Annotated in this window: 16 protein-coding genes; all 16 read right to left on the bottom strand. The window is 32.1% G+C overall.

The genetic code is table 11. The annotated features are described in order from the left end of the window. The 16 genes from ABXT47_RS06005 to ABXT47_RS06080 all read right to left on the bottom strand — a co-directional run bounded on the left by ABXT47_RS06005 (position 1) and on the right by ABXT47_RS06080 (position 19,466). Positions 1 to 876, bottom strand: a complete 876-nt coding sequence (locus tag ABXT47_RS06005) for a F0F1 ATP synthase subunit gamma (protein ID WP_415278149.1) — start codon at positions 874 to 876, stop codon at positions 1 to 3. A gap of 3 nt (positions 877 to 879) precedes the next feature. After that, on the bottom strand, positions 880 to 2,415 hold the full coding sequence (gene atpA, locus ABXT47_RS06010; protein ID WP_415308224.1) for a F0F1 ATP synthase subunit alpha: 1,536 nt from the start codon (positions 2,413 to 2,415) through the stop codon (positions 880 to 882). Beyond that, a complete protein-coding gene (atpH, locus tag ABXT47_RS06015; RefSeq protein WP_415308225.1) occupies positions 2,416 to 2,973 on the bottom strand; it encodes an ATP synthase F1 subunit delta in 558 nt (185 codons plus the stop codon). Between the two features lie 110 nt (positions 2,974 to 3,083). Then, entirely contained in the window at positions 3,084 to 5,039 is a 1,956-nt protein-coding gene (gene priA / locus ABXT47_RS06020) for a primosomal protein N' (protein ID WP_415308226.1), read from the bottom strand. Positions 5,040 to 5,061: 22 nt separating this feature from the next. Beyond that, the gene (gene lpdA, locus ABXT47_RS06025; protein ID WP_415308227.1) at positions 5,062 to 6,462 is read right to left on the bottom strand and encodes a dihydrolipoyl dehydrogenase; all 1,401 of its coding nucleotides are present in this window, start codon (positions 6,460 to 6,462) and stop codon (positions 5,062 to 5,064) included. After that, a complete protein-coding gene (gene odhB, locus ABXT47_RS06030; RefSeq protein WP_415308228.1) occupies positions 6,463 to 7,740 on the bottom strand; it encodes a 2-oxoglutarate dehydrogenase complex dihydrolipoyllysine-residue succinyltransferase in 1,278 nt (425 codons plus the stop codon). Between the two features lie 2 nt (positions 7,741 to 7,742). Next, on the bottom strand, positions 7,743 to 10,646 hold the full coding sequence (locus ABXT47_RS06035; protein WP_415308229.1) for a 2-oxoglutarate dehydrogenase E1 component: 2,904 nt from the start codon (positions 10,644 to 10,646) through the stop codon (positions 7,743 to 7,745). 34 nt (positions 10,647 to 10,680) lie between these two features. After that, positions 10,681 to 11,556 carry a succinate--CoA ligase subunit alpha gene (gene sucD / locus ABXT47_RS06040; protein ID WP_415308230.1) on the bottom strand — a complete coding sequence of 292 codons (876 nt, stop codon included), beginning with the start codon at positions 11,554 to 11,556 and terminating at the stop codon, positions 10,681 to 10,683. A 1-nt stretch (position 11,557) separates the two neighbouring features. After that, a complete protein-coding gene (gene sucC / locus ABXT47_RS06045) occupies positions 11,558 to 12,718 on the bottom strand; it encodes an ADP-forming succinate--CoA ligase subunit beta (RefSeq protein WP_415308231.1) in 1,161 nt (386 codons plus the stop codon). A gap of 3 nt (positions 12,719 to 12,721) precedes the next feature. Then, the gene (mdh, locus tag ABXT47_RS06050) at positions 12,722 to 13,684 is read right to left on the bottom strand and encodes a malate dehydrogenase (protein ID WP_415308232.1); all 963 of its coding nucleotides are present in this window, start codon (positions 13,682 to 13,684) and stop codon (positions 12,722 to 12,724) included. A gap of 7 nt (positions 13,685 to 13,691) precedes the next feature. Beyond that, positions 13,692 to 15,185 carry a CoA-acylating methylmalonate-semialdehyde dehydrogenase gene (locus ABXT47_RS06055; RefSeq protein ID WP_415308233.1) on the bottom strand — a complete coding sequence of 498 codons (1,494 nt, stop codon included), beginning with the start codon at positions 15,183 to 15,185 and terminating at the stop codon, positions 13,692 to 13,694. A 24-nt stretch (positions 15,186 to 15,209) separates the two neighbouring features. Then, positions 15,210 to 15,983: a succinate dehydrogenase iron-sulfur subunit gene (locus ABXT47_RS06060; protein WP_415308234.1), complete on the bottom strand. Its 774-nt coding sequence runs from the start codon at positions 15,981 to 15,983 to the stop codon at positions 15,210 to 15,212. Next, positions 15,983 to 17,758 carry a succinate dehydrogenase flavoprotein subunit gene (gene sdhA, locus ABXT47_RS06065; RefSeq protein WP_415308235.1) on the bottom strand — a complete coding sequence of 592 codons (1,776 nt, stop codon included), beginning with the start codon at positions 17,756 to 17,758 and terminating at the stop codon, positions 15,983 to 15,985. Before sdhA ends, ABXT47_RS06060 begins: the two co-directional genes overlap by 1 nt. Further along, positions 17,758 to 18,084: a succinate dehydrogenase, hydrophobic membrane anchor protein gene (gene sdhD, locus ABXT47_RS06070; protein WP_415308236.1), complete on the bottom strand. Its 327-nt coding sequence runs from the start codon at positions 18,082 to 18,084 to the stop codon at positions 17,758 to 17,760. Before sdhD ends, sdhA begins: the two co-directional genes overlap by 1 nt. Position 18,085: 1 nt before the next feature. Beyond that, positions 18,086 to 18,469 (bottom strand): succinate dehydrogenase, cytochrome b556 subunit, encoded by a 384-nt coding sequence (gene sdhC / locus ABXT47_RS06075; protein ID WP_415308237.1) that lies wholly within the window; start codon positions 18,467 to 18,469, stop codon positions 18,086 to 18,088. After that, on the bottom strand, positions 18,459 to 19,466 hold the full coding sequence (locus tag ABXT47_RS06080) for an aspartate-semialdehyde dehydrogenase (RefSeq protein WP_415308238.1): 1,008 nt from the start codon (positions 19,464 to 19,466) through the stop codon (positions 18,459 to 18,461). Before ABXT47_RS06080 ends, sdhC begins: the two co-directional genes overlap by 11 nt. Between the last annotated feature and the right edge of the window lie 7 nt (positions 19,467 to 19,473).

Raw genomic sequence — 19,473 nt, forward strand, 5'->3', positions numbered from 1 at the left:
TTATAAACTTTCCGCTCCTGATATGATTTCAATTAGTTCTTTTGTAATAGCTGCTTGACGACTTCTATTATACTCAATAGTAAGCTTGTCAACCATTTCACCTGCGTTTCGAGTTGCACTATCCATTGCGCTCATTCTTGAACCCTGTTCGCTAGCTGAATTTTCTAACATTGCTTTAAAAATCTGGGTAGATATATTTTTAGGCAATAAATTGCTTAAAATTTCATCTTCATCTGGTTCAAATTCATAATTATCTTCAGAAGAATTTTCTTCTGCTTCAGATGTTTTTAAAGGAATTATTTGTTGTTCTTGAGGTATTTGAGTGATTACATTTTTAAATTTATTATAAAAAATTGTACACACGTCAAATTCTTCTTTTTCAAAGTTTTCAATTATCATTTTTCCTACTTTTTCAGCATCTAGATAATTGATAGTTTTTGAATCTTTAAAAGATATTCTCTCTACAATATCATCTTTATAAACTCTTTTTAATTGATCATATCCCTTAGATCCAACAGTTATAATCTTTAAAGTTTTTCCCTCATCAGATATTTTTTTAAAATATGCTTTAGCTTTTTTAATAATGTTTGTATTAAAACCACCACATAGACCACGGTCAGATGTTAACACAATACATAAATGTACCTTATCTTCACCTGTGCCAGAAAGGAGCTTAGGTGCATTTTCCTTATCAGAAATACCGCTAGATAAATTAAGAATAATGTTATTCATTTTTTCAGAATAAGGTCTCCCCTTTTCAGCATTTTCTTGTGCTCTTCTAAGTTTAGCAGCCGCAACCATTTTCATGGCTTTGGTAATTTTTTGTGTAGACTTTACACTCGCTATTCTTTTTTTTAAGTCGTCTAGTGTTGCCATATTTTAAGAATTAAAGTTCTTCTTAAGTTCCATGATAGTTTCAACTAATGATTTTTCAGTATCTTCTTCAAGCTTACCTGAGCTTAAAACAGATTCTAAAATTTCTGGTTTTTCAGATTTACATTTTTCAATAATCTTAGATTCGAACTCAGCAATATCTTTAAGTTCTACATCATCCAAATAACCTTTAACTCCACAGAAAACTGAAATTACTTGCTCAGCAACTGTCATAGGAGAATATTGTTTTTGTTTTAGAAGTTCAGTTAGCTTTGAACCTCTATTTAAAAGTTTTTGTGTTGATGCATCTAAATCAGATCCAAATTGTGCAAAAGCAGCCATTTCTCTATATTGAGCAAGCTCCAGCTTCATTGAACCAGAAACTTTTTTCATTGCTTTTGTTTGTGCTGCAGATCCAACTCTAGAAACTGATAGACCTACATTAATCGCTGGTCTAATTCCTTGGTTAAATAATTCTGTTTCAAGAAATATTTGACCATCTGTAATTGATATAACGTTAGTAGGAATAAAAGCAGATACGTCTCCACCTTGCGTTTCAATTATTGGAAGAGCGGTTAATGAACCTCCACCATGCTCATCACTAAGCTTGGCTGCTCTCTCAAGTAATCTGCTGTGTAAATAAAATACATCTCCTGGATAAGCTTCTCTTCCCGGAGGTCTTCTTAATAAAAGTGACATTTGTCTATAAGCTACAGCCTGTTTAGATAAATCATCATAAATGATTAATGCATGCATACCATTATCTCTATAGTATTCACCCATAGTACAGCCTGTATATGGTGCTAAAAACTGAAGTGGCGCTGCGTCTGAAGCAGTAGCAGCTACAATTGTTGTATATTCCATTGCACCAGCTTCTTCTAAAGTTTTTTGAATTTGTCTAACTGTAGATCTTTTTTGACCTATAGCGACATAGATACAATAAAGTTTTTGCTTCTCATTGCCAGATTCATTTATTTTTTTCTGGTTAATGATCGCATCAATAGCAACTGCAGTTTTTCCAGTTTGTCTATCCCCAATAATTAATTCACGCTGTCCTCTTCCAACTGGAACTAGACTGTCAATTGATTTTAAGCCTGTTTGCATTGGTTCACTAACAGATTGTCTTGGAATAATTCCAGGAGCTTTTACTTCAACTCTACTTCTTTTAGTTGCTTTATCTAAAGCACCTTTGCCATCAATTGGATTTCCTAATCCGTCAACAACTCTTCCTAATAATTCTTTTCCAACAGGTGTATCAACAATACTTCCTGTTCTTTTAACAACGTCACCTTCTTTAATTTTTCTATCGTCTCCGAAAATTACAACTCCAACATTTTCGCTTTCTAAGTTTAGAGCCATTCCTTTTGATCCATCAGAAAATTCTACCATCTCTCCAGCTTGAACATTATCTAATCCGTACACTCTAGCAATACCATCTCCTACTGACAAAACTTGACCAACTTCAGTCACTTCTGCTTTATCGCCAAATTTTTTAATTTGCTCTTTTAATATCTTTGTTACTTCTGATGGGTTTATATCCATTTATGCCTCTATCATCCTATTTTCGATTTGTTGTAATTTATTTTTAATGGAAGTGTCCACCATTGTGCTTCCGACTTGCACAATCAAACCCCCAATTAAACTTGCATCGTGTTTGTAGTTTAATTTTATTTTTGAACTAAAGTTTTTAGTCAATTCTTCTTTTATATTGTTAATTTCATTTTCAGTAAGGTTTTTTGCAGAAGTTAATTCTGCTTTTAATTCACCTCTTTTGACTGAACATGTCTCAACAAAGCTTTTTAGAATTTTATCCACATAAAAGAATCTTCTTTTAGATATTAGAAAGCTTAAAAATTTAGTTAATAATTCATTTATTTTATATTGTTCTGAAATTTTACTTAGAGCATTCAATTGGTCTTCTTTGTTATTCGTTGGATCCTTAATTAAAGATTTAAAATCTTCACTTGAAGCAATTAAATTAATAATTGAAGCAGAATGAACCTCGATCTCACTTAAATTATTAGCTTCTATTGCTAATTCATAAAGCGCCAGGGAATATCTGCCTGCTGATGTTTCGGAAAAACCTTTATTTTTGCTCAATTTATTGTTCCTTATAAATATTTGAAGATTTATTAAATTTCCGTTTTAATTAACATATGACCCTATTCTCTTCAAGTCACACATTGTCTAAAAGTGTTATTTTTTGACTGTTAATTGAAGTTTATTGGATCAACATCAACTGTTAGTTTCATTCCAGTGGAAAATTTAAATTTTTCAATGATTTTGGCTAGTGAATTCTGTACTTTTAGAGATTTTCTACCTCTGATCAAAAGTCTTACTCTGAACTTTCTTTTTAATCTAAATATAGGTGCATTCACAGGGCCGAGAACTTTACCTTCGACAGCACTTTCTATAAAAACTTTAAACTTATAAGCCTCTTTTTCAAGTTCTCTTTCATTGCTACCAGTAATTATTAAAGCAATAAATCTCTGAAATGGTGGAAGATTATTTTCTCTTCTAATTTCAAGTTCTTTATCTAAAAAAATATCAGGATCTTTATTTGTAATGTCTGTTATCATTTTGGTATCTAAATTATAAGTTTGAAAATAAACAGTTGCTGGCTTTCCTGTTCTTCCTGCTCTACCTGAAAGCTGGTGATATAACTGTAAATTCTTTTCTGCACCTCGTAAGTCATGACCTTGTGATGATAAATCGATATCAACAACAACAATACAATTTAAACTTGGAAAGTGGAATCCTTTAGAAATTAATTGAGTTCCAATTAAAATTTGAATTTTATTATCTATAATTTTTTCCAAAACATCTGCTGAACTTTTTTTATTCATTGTATCACTAGAAAATATAGTTGTTTCCTTGGTGGGAAAAATTTTTTTTACTTCTTCAGATATCCTTTCAACTCCAGGCCCACTAAAAATAAAATCACATTTTCCTTCTTTCGAGCAGTCCCTATTTAGTAAGGCTTTGTATCCACAATAGTGACATAATAAGTTTTGTTTGTTTTTGTGATAAACCAAATTTATTGAGCAATTTGGACATGAATAACTAGTAAAACATTTTTTACATAAGACATGGGGTGAAAATCCTCTTCTATTTAAAAAAAATAATACTTGATCTTTTTTTTCAAGATGAAATTTTACTTTCTCAATTGTTTCTTTTGATATCCAAGATTGAGATTCTAAATTTGAATTATTAAGATTAATTATTTCATATTTTGGTAAAGATGCATTTAAATATCTTTGATCAAGTTTTGATAAACTATATTTGCCTTTTTTAATATTGTCATAAGTTTCAATAGAGGGGATGGCTGTTATTAAATTGATTGGAATATTTTCGAAAGATGCTCTAGAAATTGCCATGTCTCTCGCATTATAAGTTACTCCCTCATCTTGTTTATAAGATTGATCATGTTCTTCATCAACAATGATTAATCCTAGTTTTTTAAAAGGTAAAAACAATGAGGACCGAGCACCAATTACAACTTTAATTTTATCATTTGCTATTCCGCTCCAAATAATTTCTTTATTTTTTTTTGTAATACCTGAGTGCCACACAGCAGGCTTGAATCCAAAAAATTCTATAAATTTATTTTGAAATTGTCCTGTTAATCCAATTTCTGGCAGTAGAATTAACCCCTGAAAACCCTTATTTATTATCTCTTTTAAAGCCTCAAAATAAACCATCGTTTTACCAGACCCTGTAGTGCCTTGTAAAACATGAACTCTAAATTTTTGATTTAATACATTCATTTTTTTTAATGAATCTTTTTGCTCTTTAGAAAGTTTTATTTCATTCTCTTTGATATCAATTTTGAATGGCTCATAAGCTTCAATTGATAACTTTTCTATAGCACCACTGCTTAGTAATAATAACTTTAATGCCATACCTTTAGATGTCATATTGTATTCAGAAAACCAATTTAAGAATTTAATTGTATTTTTCTTTAGTGATGGAACATCTAATTTTCTTAAAACTGTTTTAATTGCAAAATTTTTATTTGTTTTTTTTTCAAAGTCATCCCACACAACTCCCGTCACCTCTGACTTTCCAAAGGGTACCACCACATAGTCCCCAACTTTTAAAGTTAAATCAGAATTGTATGTAAAGGGATGATTAAAAATATTTGGTATAAGAATCGGTACTTTCATATCTTTATAATATGAAAATATTTTAAGAGTGTATTGCTCTTTTATCTACTGATAAAGCTGCTTCTTTTACCGCTTCTGAGAATGTTGGATGTGCATGACACGTTCTTGCAATATCTTCAGCACTTGCACCAAACTCCATTGCAACTCCAATTTCACCAATTAATTCACCTGCGTGAGGTCCTATAATATGTGCTCCTAAAACTTTATCTGTTTTTTCATCAGCTAAAATTTTAACAAAACCTTCTGCTTCATCAATTGCTTTAGCTCTTGAGTTTGCCATAAACGAAAATCTACCAATTTTGTATTTTATGTTTTCTTCTTTTAATTGCTCTTCAGTTTTTCCAACTGAAGCAACTTCTGGAGTTGTATAAACCACTCCTGGAATAATATCATAATTTACATGCCCTGATTGTCCTGCTATATTTTCTGCAACTGCAATACCTTCATCTTCAGCTTTGTGTGCTAACATTGGTCCATCTATTACATCACCAATTGCATAAACATTACTTACATTTGTTTGAAAACTTTTGTTTGTTATAATTCTTTTCTTTTCATCCAATTCAACACCAATTGCTTCTAAATTCAAATTGTTAGTGTTAGGTTTTCTGCCTACAGATATAAGAACAACATCACAATCAAAATTAATTTTTTTTCCATCTTTGTCAGATGTTGAAACACTAGCTCCATTGATGTTTTTAGTAATTCCCTCTACTTTAGTTTGCATATGAAAGTTAATTCCTTGTTTCTTTAAAATTTTCATAAATTCTGAGGATATTTCTCTATCCATTCCTGGAGTAATATGATCAAGAAATTCTACCACATGAACTTCAGCGCCTAATCTAGACCAAACAGATCCCATCTCTAATCCTATATAACCTCCACCAACTACAACCATTTTTTTTGGAACCGATTGCAGAGTTAATGCACCTGTTGAAGATACAATTATTTTTTCATCAAATTCCATTCCTGGCAATTCTATTGGTACAGATCCTGTGCTAATTATCGTTTTATCTGCTTCAATTATGGTTTCTTTTTTTTGATCATCTAATATTGAGATTTTATTTGCAGATTTAAAGCTTCCAGTACCCTTAAAATAAGTGACTTTATTTTTCTTAAATAAAAATTCTACACCTTTAGTTAATATTGTTACTGCTTTATCCTTATTTTGCATCATTTTTTGAAGATTAAGTTTTACCTCACCCACTTCTATGCCAAGTTTAGAAAAATTTTGCGCCTTATGATAATTTTCAGAAATATTTAATAAATTTTTAGAAGGTATGCACCCAACATTTAAACAAGTTCCACCTAATGAACCTCTTGATTCTATACATGCTGTTTTAAGTCCCAATTGTGCCAATCTTATTGCGCAGACATAACCTCCTGGACCACCACCTATTACAACTGCTTGAAATTTATCTGACATTTAAATATTTAAAAACAACCTTCTTGGATCCTCTAAGTTTTCTTTAACCATTTTTAAGAACGATACTGACTCTTTTCCATCTATAATTCTGTGATCATAAGACAAGGCAAGATACATAATAGGTCTAATCTTAATCTCACCATCAACTACCATTGGTCTCTCAACTATATTGTGCATACCTAACACACCAGATTGAGGTAAATTTAATATTGGAGTAGATAACATTGAGCCATAAACTCCACCATTACTAATTGTAAAGGTTCCACCTTGAAGGTCTTCTATGGTTATTTTTCCATCTCTAGCTTTTTCAGAAATAGTTTTAATATTTTTTTCGATATCAGCAAATGATAATTGATCAGCATCTCTTAATACTGGTACTACTAATCCTTTTTCAGTTCCTACTGCAAAGCTTATATTGTAATAATTTTTATAAATAATTTCATCTCCATCAATTTCAGCATTAACCGATGGATACATTTTTAGTGCAGCAACACATGCTTTTACAAAAAATGACATAAACCCTAATTTAATTCCATACCTACTTTGGAAATCTTCCTGGTTCTCTTTTCTCATTTTCATTATGCCAGTCATATCAACTTCATTAAAGGTTGTTAATAATGCAGCATTTTCTTGTGCTTGTTTTAATCTTTTTGCAATTGTCTGTCTAAGCCTAGACATTTTAATTCTCTCTTCTTGACCATATTTAATTTTTCTTTCTGATGGCTGTGGGTTCTCTCCCATCATATTAATTAGGTCACCTTTAAGAATTCTACCCTCTTTTCCAGAGCCACTAACTTTTTTTAAATCAATTTTATTTTCAACTACCATTTTTCTTACGGCTGGTGAAAGTATTTCATTATTTTTATTTGAAGAATCAGTTTTCTCTTCTTTAACCTCATTGGTTAATATTAAAGGTTCTTCCTTTTCAGGTCCTTTAAAAACTTTAGGAACTTCTTTTTTAATTTCTAAATTGACTACATTATTTTCAGTTTTTTTAGGTTCAATTTTTGTAATTATTTTTTTTTCAGATGGTTGAGTTCCATTTTTACTTATTGAACCAAGTAAGGCTCCAACTTCAACTGTCTCTCCATCTTTTGAATTTATTTCAGATAAAACTCCATCTATGGGAGATGGAACTTCTAAATTAACTTTATCAGTTTCTAGCTCTACAATTGCCTCATCAGCTGCAACTGTATCACCCTCTTGCTTAAGCCACTTAGCGACTGTCGCCTCAGTAATACTTTCTCCTAGAACTGGTACTAAAATTTTTTCACTCATTTTTATTCAAAAACCTTGTTAATAATTTCTTTCTGTTGTGAAATATGCCTTTTTGCAAACCCTGTTGCAGGAGATGCGTCTGGACTTCTTCCTATATAAGAAATTTCCTCATTATTAGCGTTAATAGTTTCTAATGTCCATTGTATATAATCCCTTACAGAAAACCATGCTCCCATATTTTTTGGTTCTTCCTGGCACCAATAAAATTTAGCATTTTTTGCGTACTTTTTGATTTCTTTAACTAAACTTTTAACTGGAAAAGGATAAAGTTGTTCAACTCTGTACAATACTACATCATCCTTTTTCAATTTCTCTCTAGCGTCTAACAGATCAAAATAAACCTTTCCCGAACATAGAATTACTTTTTTAATTTTTGAGCTTTCTTTTAATTTTATAAATCCATTCTCTTCATCTAGTGCATGATCCCATAAAATTCTGTGGAAAAATGTATCTTTATCAAAGTCTTCTATGTTTGAAACACAATGCTTGTTTCTTAATAAAGATTTTGGAGTCATTATTATTAATGGTTTTCTAAATTCTCTATGCATTTGACGTCTTAAAGCATGAAAGTAGTTTGCTGGTGTTGTACAATTTACTACCTGCATATTATCATTAGCACATAGTTGTAAAAACCTTTCTAGTCTTGCTGAAGAGTGCTCTGGTCCTTGACCTTCATAACCATGAGGCAGAAGCATTACTAACCCAGATGCCCTTGTCCATTTTCTCTCTCCAGATGCAATAAATTGATCTATTACTACTTGTGCGCCATTTGCAAAATCACCAAATTGTGCTTCCCACATTGTTAATGTGTTTGGCTGAACTAAACTATAACCATATTCAAAACCTAAAACTGCTAATTCTGATAAAAAACTATCTACTATTTCATATCGTTTTTGAACTTTTGAAATATTATTTAGTGGAACATATCTGGAGTTATCTTCTTGATTTCTTAAAACTGAGTGTCTTTGACTAAACGTTCCTCTTCCTGAATCTTGTCCAACTAATCTCACTGGATAACCTTCTTCTAATAATGAGCCAAATGCCAAAGCTTCGGCTGTTGACCAATCTATACTTTTGCCATCTGATACTGATGCTCTTCTAGTATTTAAAATTTTAATTATAGTTTTGTGTAAATTTAATTTCTCTGGTGTTGAATTAATCTTTTCTGAAATTTCCAAAAGTTTTTTCTGGTCAAAACCACTTACACCCCTTTTATCTTTTCCTTTTTCTGGTTTATATCTTGACCAACTTCCCTCATACCATTCAATTTTTGGCTTATAATCTTTTGCATTTTTATATTGATCATCTAGTAAATTTTTAAAGTCTGTTTTAAAATTTTTAAGCTCATCTTCTGAAAGTGTATTTTCATTTACTAATTTACTTCCATACACTTCTACTGGTGTAGGGTGTGATCTAATTTTTTTATACATTAATGGCTGAGTAAATGAAGGTTCGTCTCCTTCATTATGGCCAAACCTTCTGTAACAGATTATATCAACCACAACATCTCTGTTAAACTTTAGTCTAAATTCTGTGGCAATTCTTGTAGCATAAACAACTGCTTCTGGATCATCACCGTTTACATGAAGTATTGGGGCATCTACCATTTTTGCAACATCTGATGGGTATGGTGATGATCTTGCAAACCTTGGGCTTGTAGTAAAACCTATTTGATTATTAACAATAAAATGAATTGTTCCACCTGTATTATGGCCTGGCAAACCCGACATTGCAAAACATTCAGCCACAACACCTTGTCCAGCAAAAGCAGCATCTCCATGAATCAGAATTGGTATTACTTTATTTCTTTCTTTATCTTCATGAAAAAATTGTTTTCCTCTAGTCTGTCCTAATACAACAGGATTAACTGCTTCTAAGTGTGAGGGGTTATCTGTAAGACCAACATGTATAGAATTTCCATCAAATTTTCTATCCGATGATGCTCCTAAATGGTATTTTACGTCTCCCGCTCCTTCTTCTCCTGTTGTTTCAACGTCTCCTGCAAATTCATTGAATATTCTTTTGTATGATTTTTGTAAAACGTTTGCTAGCACATTGAGCCTACCTCTGTGAGACATTCCAATTTTAACTTCTTTAGCTTCTGATTGACCAGCAATTTTAATAATTTGTTCTAAAGCAGGGATTAAGCTTTCTCCACCATCTAGCCCAAATCTTTTTGTACCAACATATTTTGTATGTAAAAATTTTTCAAATCCTTCAGCTTGAATAAGTTTATTCAAAATAGCTTCTTTACCATTCTTTGTAAATTGAAGAGAATTCTCATCCTGTTCAATTCTATCTCTAAGCCATTTTCTTTCAGTTGGATTTGATATATGCATATATTCATAACCAATTGGCCCACAATAAGTTTTATTTAAAAAACTTAATATTTCTTTTACGGTGGAGTGCTCTTTATTTATTACACTGTCTAAATAAATTTTCTCGTTATAATTTTCTTTTTTGAACCCATAATATTCAGGATGTAATTCATCTAAATACTCTGTCTTCATCATTCCAAGTGGGTCAAGCTTTGCTAATAAATGTCCTCTTTGCCTATATGCTCTAATTAAAGCAACGGCTCTAATTGAGTTGAGATTACTTTTAATTAAATCTTTTGAATTAACTTTTGTATCATCACTTCCATTAGTAAGTTTTTTTTCACTTTCTTTGATCTTTTTTTCAATTTCATCAATATCAATTTTTTTTTTTACACCCCATGATGGACCATTAATTTCCTTGGCGATCATACTTAAATCTTCACTCATACCCTCAAAATAACTTTGCCAACTTTCAGGAAGATCTTTGTCTTTATTGATAAATTTTAAATACATTTGTTCTATAAATGCACTGTTAGATTTACTAAGAAATGAAGTTTTTTCGAATTCGAGATTTTTTGATGATGACATCTATTCTATTGATATAATATCAGATAAATAATTTTCAATTAGATAATTTATTAAATAACGTTTTGCCTAGTTCAGATGGTGATTTTGCAATTGTAATTCCACATTCTTCCATTTTTTTAATCTTATCTTCTGCTCCACCCTTACCACCTGAAATAATAGCTCCTGCATGCCCCATAGTTCTTCCAGGGGGGGCTGTTATTCCAGCAACAAATCCAACCATAGGTTTTTTTATTTTATGGTTTTTAACAAATTCAGCCGCTTCTTCTTCTGCAGAACCACCAATTTCACCTATCATAAGAATAGATTCTGTCTCACCATCATTTAAAAATAAATCTAAACAATCAATAAAATTTGTTCCATTTATTGGATCTCCACCAATTCCTATACAAGTAGATTGTCCTAATCCATTTTCAGTTGTTTGCGCAACCGCTTCATAAGTTAAAGTTCCTGATCTTGAAACAATTCCCACCGAGCCTTTTTTGTGGATATTTCCAGGCATAATCCCAATTTTACATTCATCAGGAGTAATTATTCCTGGACAGTTAGGTCCTATCAATCTGCTTTTTGAACTATTTAGCTTTTGTTTAACACGAAGCATATCTTGAATTGGTATACCTTCAGTAATACAAACTATAAGCTCAATAGATGCATCAATAGCTTCTATTATAGCTGCTGCTGCAAATTTTGCTGGCACATAAATCATAGTTGCATCAGCACCTACTTCATTTTTTGCTTCAGCCACAGTATTAAATACTGGACGTTCAAGATGTTTTTGTCCTCCTTTTTTAGGAGTAACCCCACCTACAAGATTAGTTCCATATTTTAATGCTTGTTCTGAATGAAAAGTACCATGTGCACCTGTGAAACCTTGGCATATAACTTTTGTATTTTTATTAATTAAAACTGACATTCTATTTTATAGCTTCTACTATTTTTTGTGCAGCATCATCTAAATTTTCTGCTGAAATTAATTTTAATCCTGAATTATCTAAAATTTCTTTTCCTTCTTTAAAGTTAGTTCCTGCAAGCCTAACTACCAGTGGAACGCTTATGTTTATTTCCTTGGCTGCATCAACAACTCCTTGGGCAAGAACATCACATCTCATTATTCCACCAAAAATATTTATTAGTATGCCTTTAACATTTTTGTCTGAAAGAATTATTTTTAGAGCAGCAGAAACTTTTTCTTTTGAAGCTCCACCACCAACATCTAAAAAATTTGCTGGCTCTTCTCCATATAATTTAATTATATCCATTGTTGCCATTGCTAAGCCTGCACCATTAACCATGCAACCAATACTTCCCTCTAACTTTATATAAGCAAGATCATGTTTGCTTGCTTCTATTTCAGCTGGATCTTCTTCATTTAAATCTCTCAACTCTATAATTTCAGGATGTCTAAACAGTGCGTTAGAATCAAAATTAACCTTTGCATCTAAGCAGATTATATTTTTTTCTTTAGTTAATATTAGTGGATTAACTTCAACCATATTAGCATCCGTCCCTAAAAACATATTATATACTGATTTAATTATTGCTATTGCTTGTTTTTTAGCATCATCGGTTAAGCTGTAGATTTTAATTATCTTTTCACAATCAGCGTCTGAAATTTCTTTAACAATATCTACTTTTGTTGTTATAATTTTTTCAGGCGTACTATCTGCAACCTCTTCAATATCCATTCCGCCTTGATCACTTGATATAAATACAATTTTTGAACTTGCTCTATCAATTAAGCAGGATAAATAAAATTCTTTATCTATATTAGAAGACGCTTCTACATATAATCTTTTTACTTCTCTTCCTTCAGGACCAGTTTGATGTGTTACAAGTGTTTTTCCCAATAATTCTTTTGCTGAAACACCTAGCTCTTCAATAGTATCTAAAATTTTTACACCTCCTGCTTTACCTCTTCCACCAGCATGGATTTGTGCTTTTAATACAAACTTTTCTGTTTTTAATGATTTTGCTTTTTCAATCAACTCATCAACTGTGAAAGCAAAAATACCTTCAGGAACAACTGCCCCATATTCTTTTAGGATTTTTTTTGCTTGGTGTTCATGAATATTCATGATTTATTTAGGTAGATCTGGGTCTATTGTTGATGCAGCTTCCCATAAAGCTTTCACAGCATCTATCGAGTGCATAAATTCTTTTTTTTCTTTTTCATCCAAGTCTATTTGCTCTATTTTTTCAACACCATCTTTACCAATTATTACTGGTACACCAGCATAAACATCACTAACTCCATATTCTCCATTTAAATGAACTGCACATGGAAGTAATTTTTTTTCATCTTTTAAATATGCTTCTGCCATTTGCACGCCTGAAGCTGCTGGTGCATAAAATGCAGAACCTTTTTCTAAATATTTAACAATCTCAGCTCCTCCATCTCTAGTTCTTTGATTAATTTCCTCTAATCTTTCTGGAGATATTTTTCCTTCTTTAACTAAGTCTAATAATGGTTTACCTGAAACTTTTGTGAATCTTGGTAGGGGAACCATTGTGTCTCCATGACCTCCCATAACCATTGCCTCAATTTCTTTTACCGGAACGTTTAGCTCTAGGGATAAAAATAATTTAAATCTTGAGCTGTCCAAAATTCCTGCCATTCCAACTACTTTATTTGCTGGTAACCCTGAAAATTTTTGAAAGGCCATCACCATAACATCCAACGGATTGGTGATACATATAACAAATGCATTAGGTGCATTTTTTTTAATGCCTTCTGCTACTTGTTTAATAATTTTTAGATTAATACCCAATAAATCATCTCTGCTCATTCCTGGTTTTCTTGGAACTCCTGCAGTGATTATTATTACATCTGAATTTTTTATATCTTTATAATTGTCTGTACCTGAAAATTTTACATTAAAACCATCAACAGAGGAAGATTGAGCTATATCTAGAGCTTTTCCTTTAGCTATACCACTTGCAACATCAAAAAGTACCACCTCATCCGCTACTTCTTTAGTTCCTATTAAGTGAGCAAGAGTGCCCCCAATTTGACCTGCTCCTATTAAAGATATTTTTTTCATTATTTCCTTATTTCATTGTTGGCATGACAAATTCTGCATTAGATCGTATTCCAGAAGGCCATCTTGATGTTACTGTTTTAAGCTTTGTATAAAATTTAATTCCTTCAGCTCCGTGCATTGCACTATCTCCAAATAATGATCTTTTCCATCCACCAAAACTATGGAATGCCATTGGTACAGGTATTGGAACATTAATTCCAACCATACCAACTTGAATTTTACTAGCAAACGTTCTTCCAGCATCACCATCTCTTGTGTAAATGCTTACTCCATTACCATACTCATGATCATTAATTAGTTTTGTTGCTTCTTCAAAAGTTTTAACTCTTATGACTGATAAAACAGGTCCAAATATTTCTTCTTTATAAATTCTCATATCCTTTTTAACATGATCAAATAAACAACCACCTATGAAGAAACCATTTTCATATCCTTGAAGTTTTATATTTCTTCCATCAACAACTAATTTGGCACCTTCTTCAACTCCAAGATCAACATAACTTTTTACTTTTTCTAAATGTTCTTTTGTAACTAGTGGACCCATCTCAGATGTTTTATCCATACCAGGTCCTACCTTTAATGCTTCAGCTTCTTTTGATAAACGGGCAACTAACTCATCACCTATATCACCTACAGCTACTGCTACTGATTGTGCCATACATCTTTCACCTGCTGAACCGTATGCAGCACCCATTAATCCATTTACTGCACCATCAAGGTCACAATCAGGCATTACTACTAAATGATTTTTTGCACCACCTAAAGCTTGAACTCTTTTTTCATTTTTTGCAGAATTTTCATAAATATATTTTGCAATTGGTGTTGAGCCTACAAAGCTTACAGCTTTGACATCTTTGTTTGTTAAAATTGCATCTACAGACTCTTTATCTCCATTAACAACATTAAAAACACCATCTGGTAGTCCTGCTTCTGTTAGCAACTCTGCTAATCTTAGTGGACAAGATGGGTCTTTTTCTGATGGTTTTAAAATAAATGTATTTCCACATGCAATAGCTAAAGGGAACATCCACATAGGTACCATTGCTGGAAAATTAAAAGGTGTAATACCAGCAACAACTCCAAGAGGCTGACGCATAGACCAACTATCAACATTTGTTCCTACATTCTCTGAAAATTCTCCTTTAAGTAAATGTGGAATTCCACATGCAAACTCAACTACTTCTAGTCCTCTTGTTAAAGAACCTTTGGCATCTTCATAAACTTTACCATGTTCTGAAACTATTAATTTTGTAAGTTCATCAGTATTTTTTTCTATTAACTCTTTAAATTTGAACATCACTCTTGCTCTTTGAAGGGGAGGTTTCTGTGACCAAGTTTCAAAAGCTTTTTGTGCAACTTCTACAGCCTGGTCGAGATCTGCTTTATTAGCCAATCTTACCTCTGACTCTTGTTCGCCTGTTGCGGGGTTAAAAATTTTGCTTTTTCTGTCAGATGAGCCTGAAATTAGCTTTCCACCAACAAAATGTTCTAATAAATTCATGAATGGTGTTATTTAAAGGGGTAATTAGCTTGTTGCAAGCATTTTTTTCAATTCAGCTATAGCTTTTGCTGGATTTAATCCCTTAGGACAAGCATTGGTGCAATTCATAATAGTATGACATCTATAAAGTTTAAGTTCATCAGCTACTTTTTTTAATCTCTCTTTTCTTTCATCATCTCTACTATCTACTATCCACCTATAAGCTTGAAGCAAAACTGCAGGACCTAAAAATTTATCCTCATTCCACCAATAGCTTGGGCAAGAAGTAGAGCAACATGCACACATGATACATTCGTATGCACCATCTAATTTTTTTCTATCTTTTTGAGATTGAATAATTTCTGTAGTTTCAACTTTTGTATTTGTTTTCAACCAAGGCTCAATTGATTCATATTGTTTATACAATCCACTTAAGTCCCCAATTAAATCTTTTTTAACTTTTAGATGAGGTAATGGATAAATATTTATATCTCCTTCAATTTCTGAATGAGGTTTTGTACATGCTAAACCATTTTTACCATCCATATTCATTGCACAAGATCCACAAACACCATGTGCACAAGATCTCCGATAAGCCAGTGATGGGTCAATTTCGTTTTTAATCTTATTTAAAATATCTAATACTTTTGAAGGACAGTTATCCATATCAACTTCATAAGTATCCTCTCTTGGATTTTCTCCATTTGAAGGATCCCATCTATAAACATTTACTTTTCTGATATTTTTTGATCCAGTTTTATCTTGATAATAAATACCTTTTTGAACTTCTGAATTTTTAGGTAAATTTATTTGAACCACTAGTAAACTCTTTCTTGTGGTGGAAAGTATTGAACTTCATTTGTTAAAGTTGTTTTGTGAACTGGCCTATAACCGATTTTTGTATCTTTTCCATTGCACCAAGCAATAGTGTGTTGCATAAATTTTTCATCGTCTCTTTTAGGAAAATCTTCTCTAGCATGTGCCCCTCTGCTCTCCTGTCTATTATAAGCAGAGTCTACAGTAGTAATTGCCTGTCTAATCAAATTATCAAATTCAAGTGTTTCAACTAAATCAGTATTAAAAACAAGTGATTTATCTTTAACAGAAATTGACCCCATACCATCATATGTTTTTCTGATTTCAGAAACACCTTCTTTAAGAGTTTTTTCTGTTCTAAAGACTGCACATTTTGACTGCATAGTTTTTTGCATTGCAAGTCTCAATTCAGCTGTACTATTTTCTCCATTAGAGTTTCTAAGTTTATCAAATCTTTCTAAACATTTTTCAGTTTCAGACTCTCCTATATCTTCATGAGGTGTTCCTGGTTTAACTAACTCTGCAGCCCTTTTCGCTGCAGCCCTTCCAAATACCACTAAATCTATCAAAGAATTGGACCCTAATCTATTAGCTCCATGAACTGAAACGCATGCTGCTTCACCAATCGCCATCAGTCCTGGTACAGTTTTTTCTGAACCATTAACTGTTAAGACTTCAGCTTTATAATTTGTAGGGATACCCCCCATATTGTAATGAACAGTTGGAACAACCGGTATTGGATCTTTTGTTACATCAACATTAGCAAACAATCTTGCAGCATCAGAAATTCCTGGAAGTCTTTCAGCAATTACTTTTTTATCTAAGTGACTTAAGTTTAAAAGAACATGGTCTTTATCCTTACCCACGCCTCTTCCTTCATTAATCTCAATAGACATGGATCTACTTACTACATCCCGAGATGCTAAATCTTTTGCATTAGGTGCGTATCTCTCCATAAACCTTTCACCTTTAGAGTTAACAAGATATCCACCTTCTCCTCTAACACCTTCTGAAATCAAGGTACCATGGCCATAAATTCCAGTGGGATGAAATTGAACAAACTCCATATCTTGTAATGGAAGTCCAGCTCTTAAAACCATTGCATTTCCATCACCTGTACATGTATGAGCTGAAGTTGCAGAATAATAAACCTTACCATATCCACCAGTGGCAATTATAGTTGAGTGTGCTCTAAATCTATGAATTGTTCCATCATTTAAATTCCAGGCTATTAACCCTTTACACTCACCATCTTTCATTAATAGATCTAGCGCAAAGTATTCTATAAAAAATTCTGTGTTATGCTTAAGTGCTTGTCCATAAAGTGTGTGAAGAATTGCATGTCCAGTTCTATCAGCTGCTGCACAAGTTCTTTGAACTATTCCATTGCCATAATTTTTTGTCATTCCACCAAAAGGTCTTTGGTAAATTTTTCCATCTTCTGTTCTGCTAAATGGAACTCCATATTTTTCTAATTCAATAACTGCTGCAGGAGCCTCTTTACAAAGATACTCAATACTATCCTGGTCACCTAACCAGTCAGCACCTTTGACTGTGTCATACATATGCCAACGCCAGTCATCTTCACCCATATTTCCTAAAGATGCTGAGATACCTCCTTGTGCAGCAGAAGTATGACTTCTCGTTGGAAAAACTTTCGAAATACATGCTGTCTTTAAGCCAGCCTCACTTAAACCAACTGCCGCTCTTAGACCAGAGCCACCAGCTCCAAGAACTATTACATCGTATTCATGGTCTATTATTTTATATGAGCTCATTAGTTTAAATTAAATATTACAATAATTGTGATTAGTGGCATTATTATAGCAAAAATATTGAGTACTTTGTTTGCGACATTTTTGATTTTTTCGTCTTGAATATAGTCTTCAAATACCTCACTAATACTTAAAGCTGAAAAAAAATAGGCAAAAACTAACAACAAAGAAACTAAAATTTTAGATGGCTGATTTGAAAAAAAATTAACAATATCAACATAATCTTTATTGAAAACTGAAACTAAATTTAAAATAAACCATGTCATCAATGGTATCAACACCACAGAGCTTACTCTCATCAATAGCCATTTTTTAGTCACGTTATTCATGCTAAATAAATTGCTTTCCAATTAAATAAATTAAAATTGTTAAAAAAAATGAACCAATGATCACGATTAATCCTGTTATCTTTGATATTTTTAATTCAAACCCATATCCTAGGTCCATAATTAAATGTCTTATTTCACTTAATATCTGGAAACTAAATGACCATGTTAAACCTAAAATTACGAATTTTCCTAAAATAGAATTTAAAAATACCTTAGTAAACTCATAACTATTTTCACCTAGTAGTAAGGATGCAATCCAAAAACAAATTATGGTTATGGCAGCTATATTTATTATTCCTGTAATTCTATGTGAAATAGATACTAAAGAAGATATGTGCCATCTGTAGATCTGAATATGTGGTGATAAAGGATTATTATTTTCCATTAAAATTATTTTTAATTAAAGTTTCTGCAATTTCAACAGCATTCAATGCCGCTCCTCTAAGCAAATTATCAGAAACAATCCATAGGTTTAATGAATTCTTGTTGGTTTTATCTTCTCTTATTCTTGAAATATAAGTTTCGTCTCTACCTTCTGCCTCAATTGGAGTACTATATCCTCCATCTTCTCTTTTATCATAAACTTTACAGCCCTCTGCTTTACTAAGAGTGTCTCTAACTTTTTCTAAAGAAAATGATTTTTCAAATTGAATATTTACTGACTCCGCATGAGAAACCATAACTGGAACTCTTACACATGTTGCTGTTAATTCTATTTTGTCACCAAGAATTTTTTTAGTTTCATTGGTCATTTTTAATTCTTCTTTAGTGTAACCATCATCTGCAAAAACATCAATGTGAGGAATCACATTAAAAGCAATTTGTTTAGTAAAATTTCTAGGTTTAATTTGTTTATTTTCTAGGGATGATTTAGTTTGTTCTATTAATTCATCCATAGGGTCTTTGCCACCACCTGAAACAGACTGATATGTCGAAACAACTATTCGTACAATATTGAATAAGTCATGTAACGGTTTAAGAGCAATTACTAACTGAGCTGTTGAGCAATTAGGGTTAGCAATTATATTTTTTTTCATATTCTTAATTGCTTCTGGATTTACCTGTGGAACAATTAATGGCACATCAGGATCCATTCTAAAAAAACTAGAATTATCTATAACTATTGAGTGCTTTGCTGCTTTTGAAGCATATTGTTCTGAAATTTTTCCACCTGCTGCAAAGAAAGTAATTTTAATTTTTGAAAAATCAAATGTCTCAAGGTTAAAGACCTCATGTTCTTTGCCACTAAAATTTATTTTTTGACCAGCACTTCTTGGTGAAGCAACTAAAAATAGTTCCTTTATAGGAAGTTTTTTTTTCTCTAGAACTTCGAGAATTTTTCTTCCAACATTACCTGTGGCTCCTACAATTGCTATATTCATGATGTTA

The organism is Candidatus Pelagibacter sp. Uisw_099_02, assembly GCF_047727625.1.
GTDB lineage: Bacteria > Pseudomonadota > Alphaproteobacteria > Pelagibacterales > Pelagibacteraceae > Pelagibacter.

What these genes read in the sequence shown, in the direction of transcription:
- sdhC (WP_415308237.1), bottom strand. Translation starts at nt 18,469, where the DNA reads ATGGAAAATAATAATCCTTTATCACCACATATTCAGATCTACAGATGG.
- mdh (WP_415308232.1), bottom strand. Translation starts at nt 13,684, where the DNA reads ATGAAAAAAATATCTTTAATAGGAGCAGGTCAAATTGGGGGCACTCTT.
- priA (WP_415308226.1), bottom strand. Translation starts at nt 5,039, where the DNA reads ATGAAAGTACCGATTCTTATACCAAATATTTTTAATCATCCCTTTACA.
- ABXT47_RS06035 (WP_415308229.1), bottom strand. Translation starts at nt 10,646, where the DNA reads ATGTCATCATCAAAAAATCTCGAATTCGAAAAAACTTCATTTCTTAGT.
- odhB (WP_415308228.1), bottom strand. Translation starts at nt 7,740, where the DNA reads ATGAGTGAAAAAATTTTAGTACCAGTTCTAGGAGAAAGTATTACTGAG.
- sucC (WP_415308231.1), bottom strand. Translation starts at nt 12,718, where the DNA reads ATGAATATTCATGAACACCAAGCAAAAAAAATCCTAAAAGAATATGGG.
- sucD (WP_415308230.1), bottom strand. Translation starts at nt 11,556, where the DNA reads ATGTCAGTTTTAATTAATAAAAATACAAAAGTTATATGCCAAGGTTTC.
- atpA (WP_415308224.1), bottom strand. Translation starts at nt 2,415, where the DNA reads ATGGATATAAACCCATCAGAAGTAACAAAGATATTAAAAGAGCAAATT.
- sdhD (WP_415308236.1), bottom strand. Translation starts at nt 18,084, where the DNA reads ATGAATAACGTGACTAAAAAATGGCTATTGATGAGAGTAAGCTCTGTG.
- lpdA (WP_415308227.1), bottom strand. Translation starts at nt 6,462, where the DNA reads ATGTCAGATAAATTTCAAGCAGTTGTAATAGGTGGTGGTCCAGGAGGT.
- ABXT47_RS06055 (WP_415308233.1), bottom strand. Translation starts at nt 15,185, where the DNA reads ATGAATTTATTAGAACATTTTGTTGGTGGAAAGCTAATTTCAGGCTCA.
- sdhA (WP_415308235.1), bottom strand. Translation starts at nt 17,758, where the DNA reads ATGAGCTCATATAAAATAATAGACCATGAATACGATGTAATAGTTCTT.
- ABXT47_RS06080 (WP_415308238.1), bottom strand. Translation starts at nt 19,466, where the DNA reads ATGAATATAGCAATTGTAGGAGCCACAGGTAATGTTGGAAGAAAAATT.
- ABXT47_RS06005 (WP_415278149.1), bottom strand. Translation starts at nt 876, where the DNA reads ATGGCAACACTAGACGACTTAAAAAAAAGAATAGCGAGTGTAAAGTCT.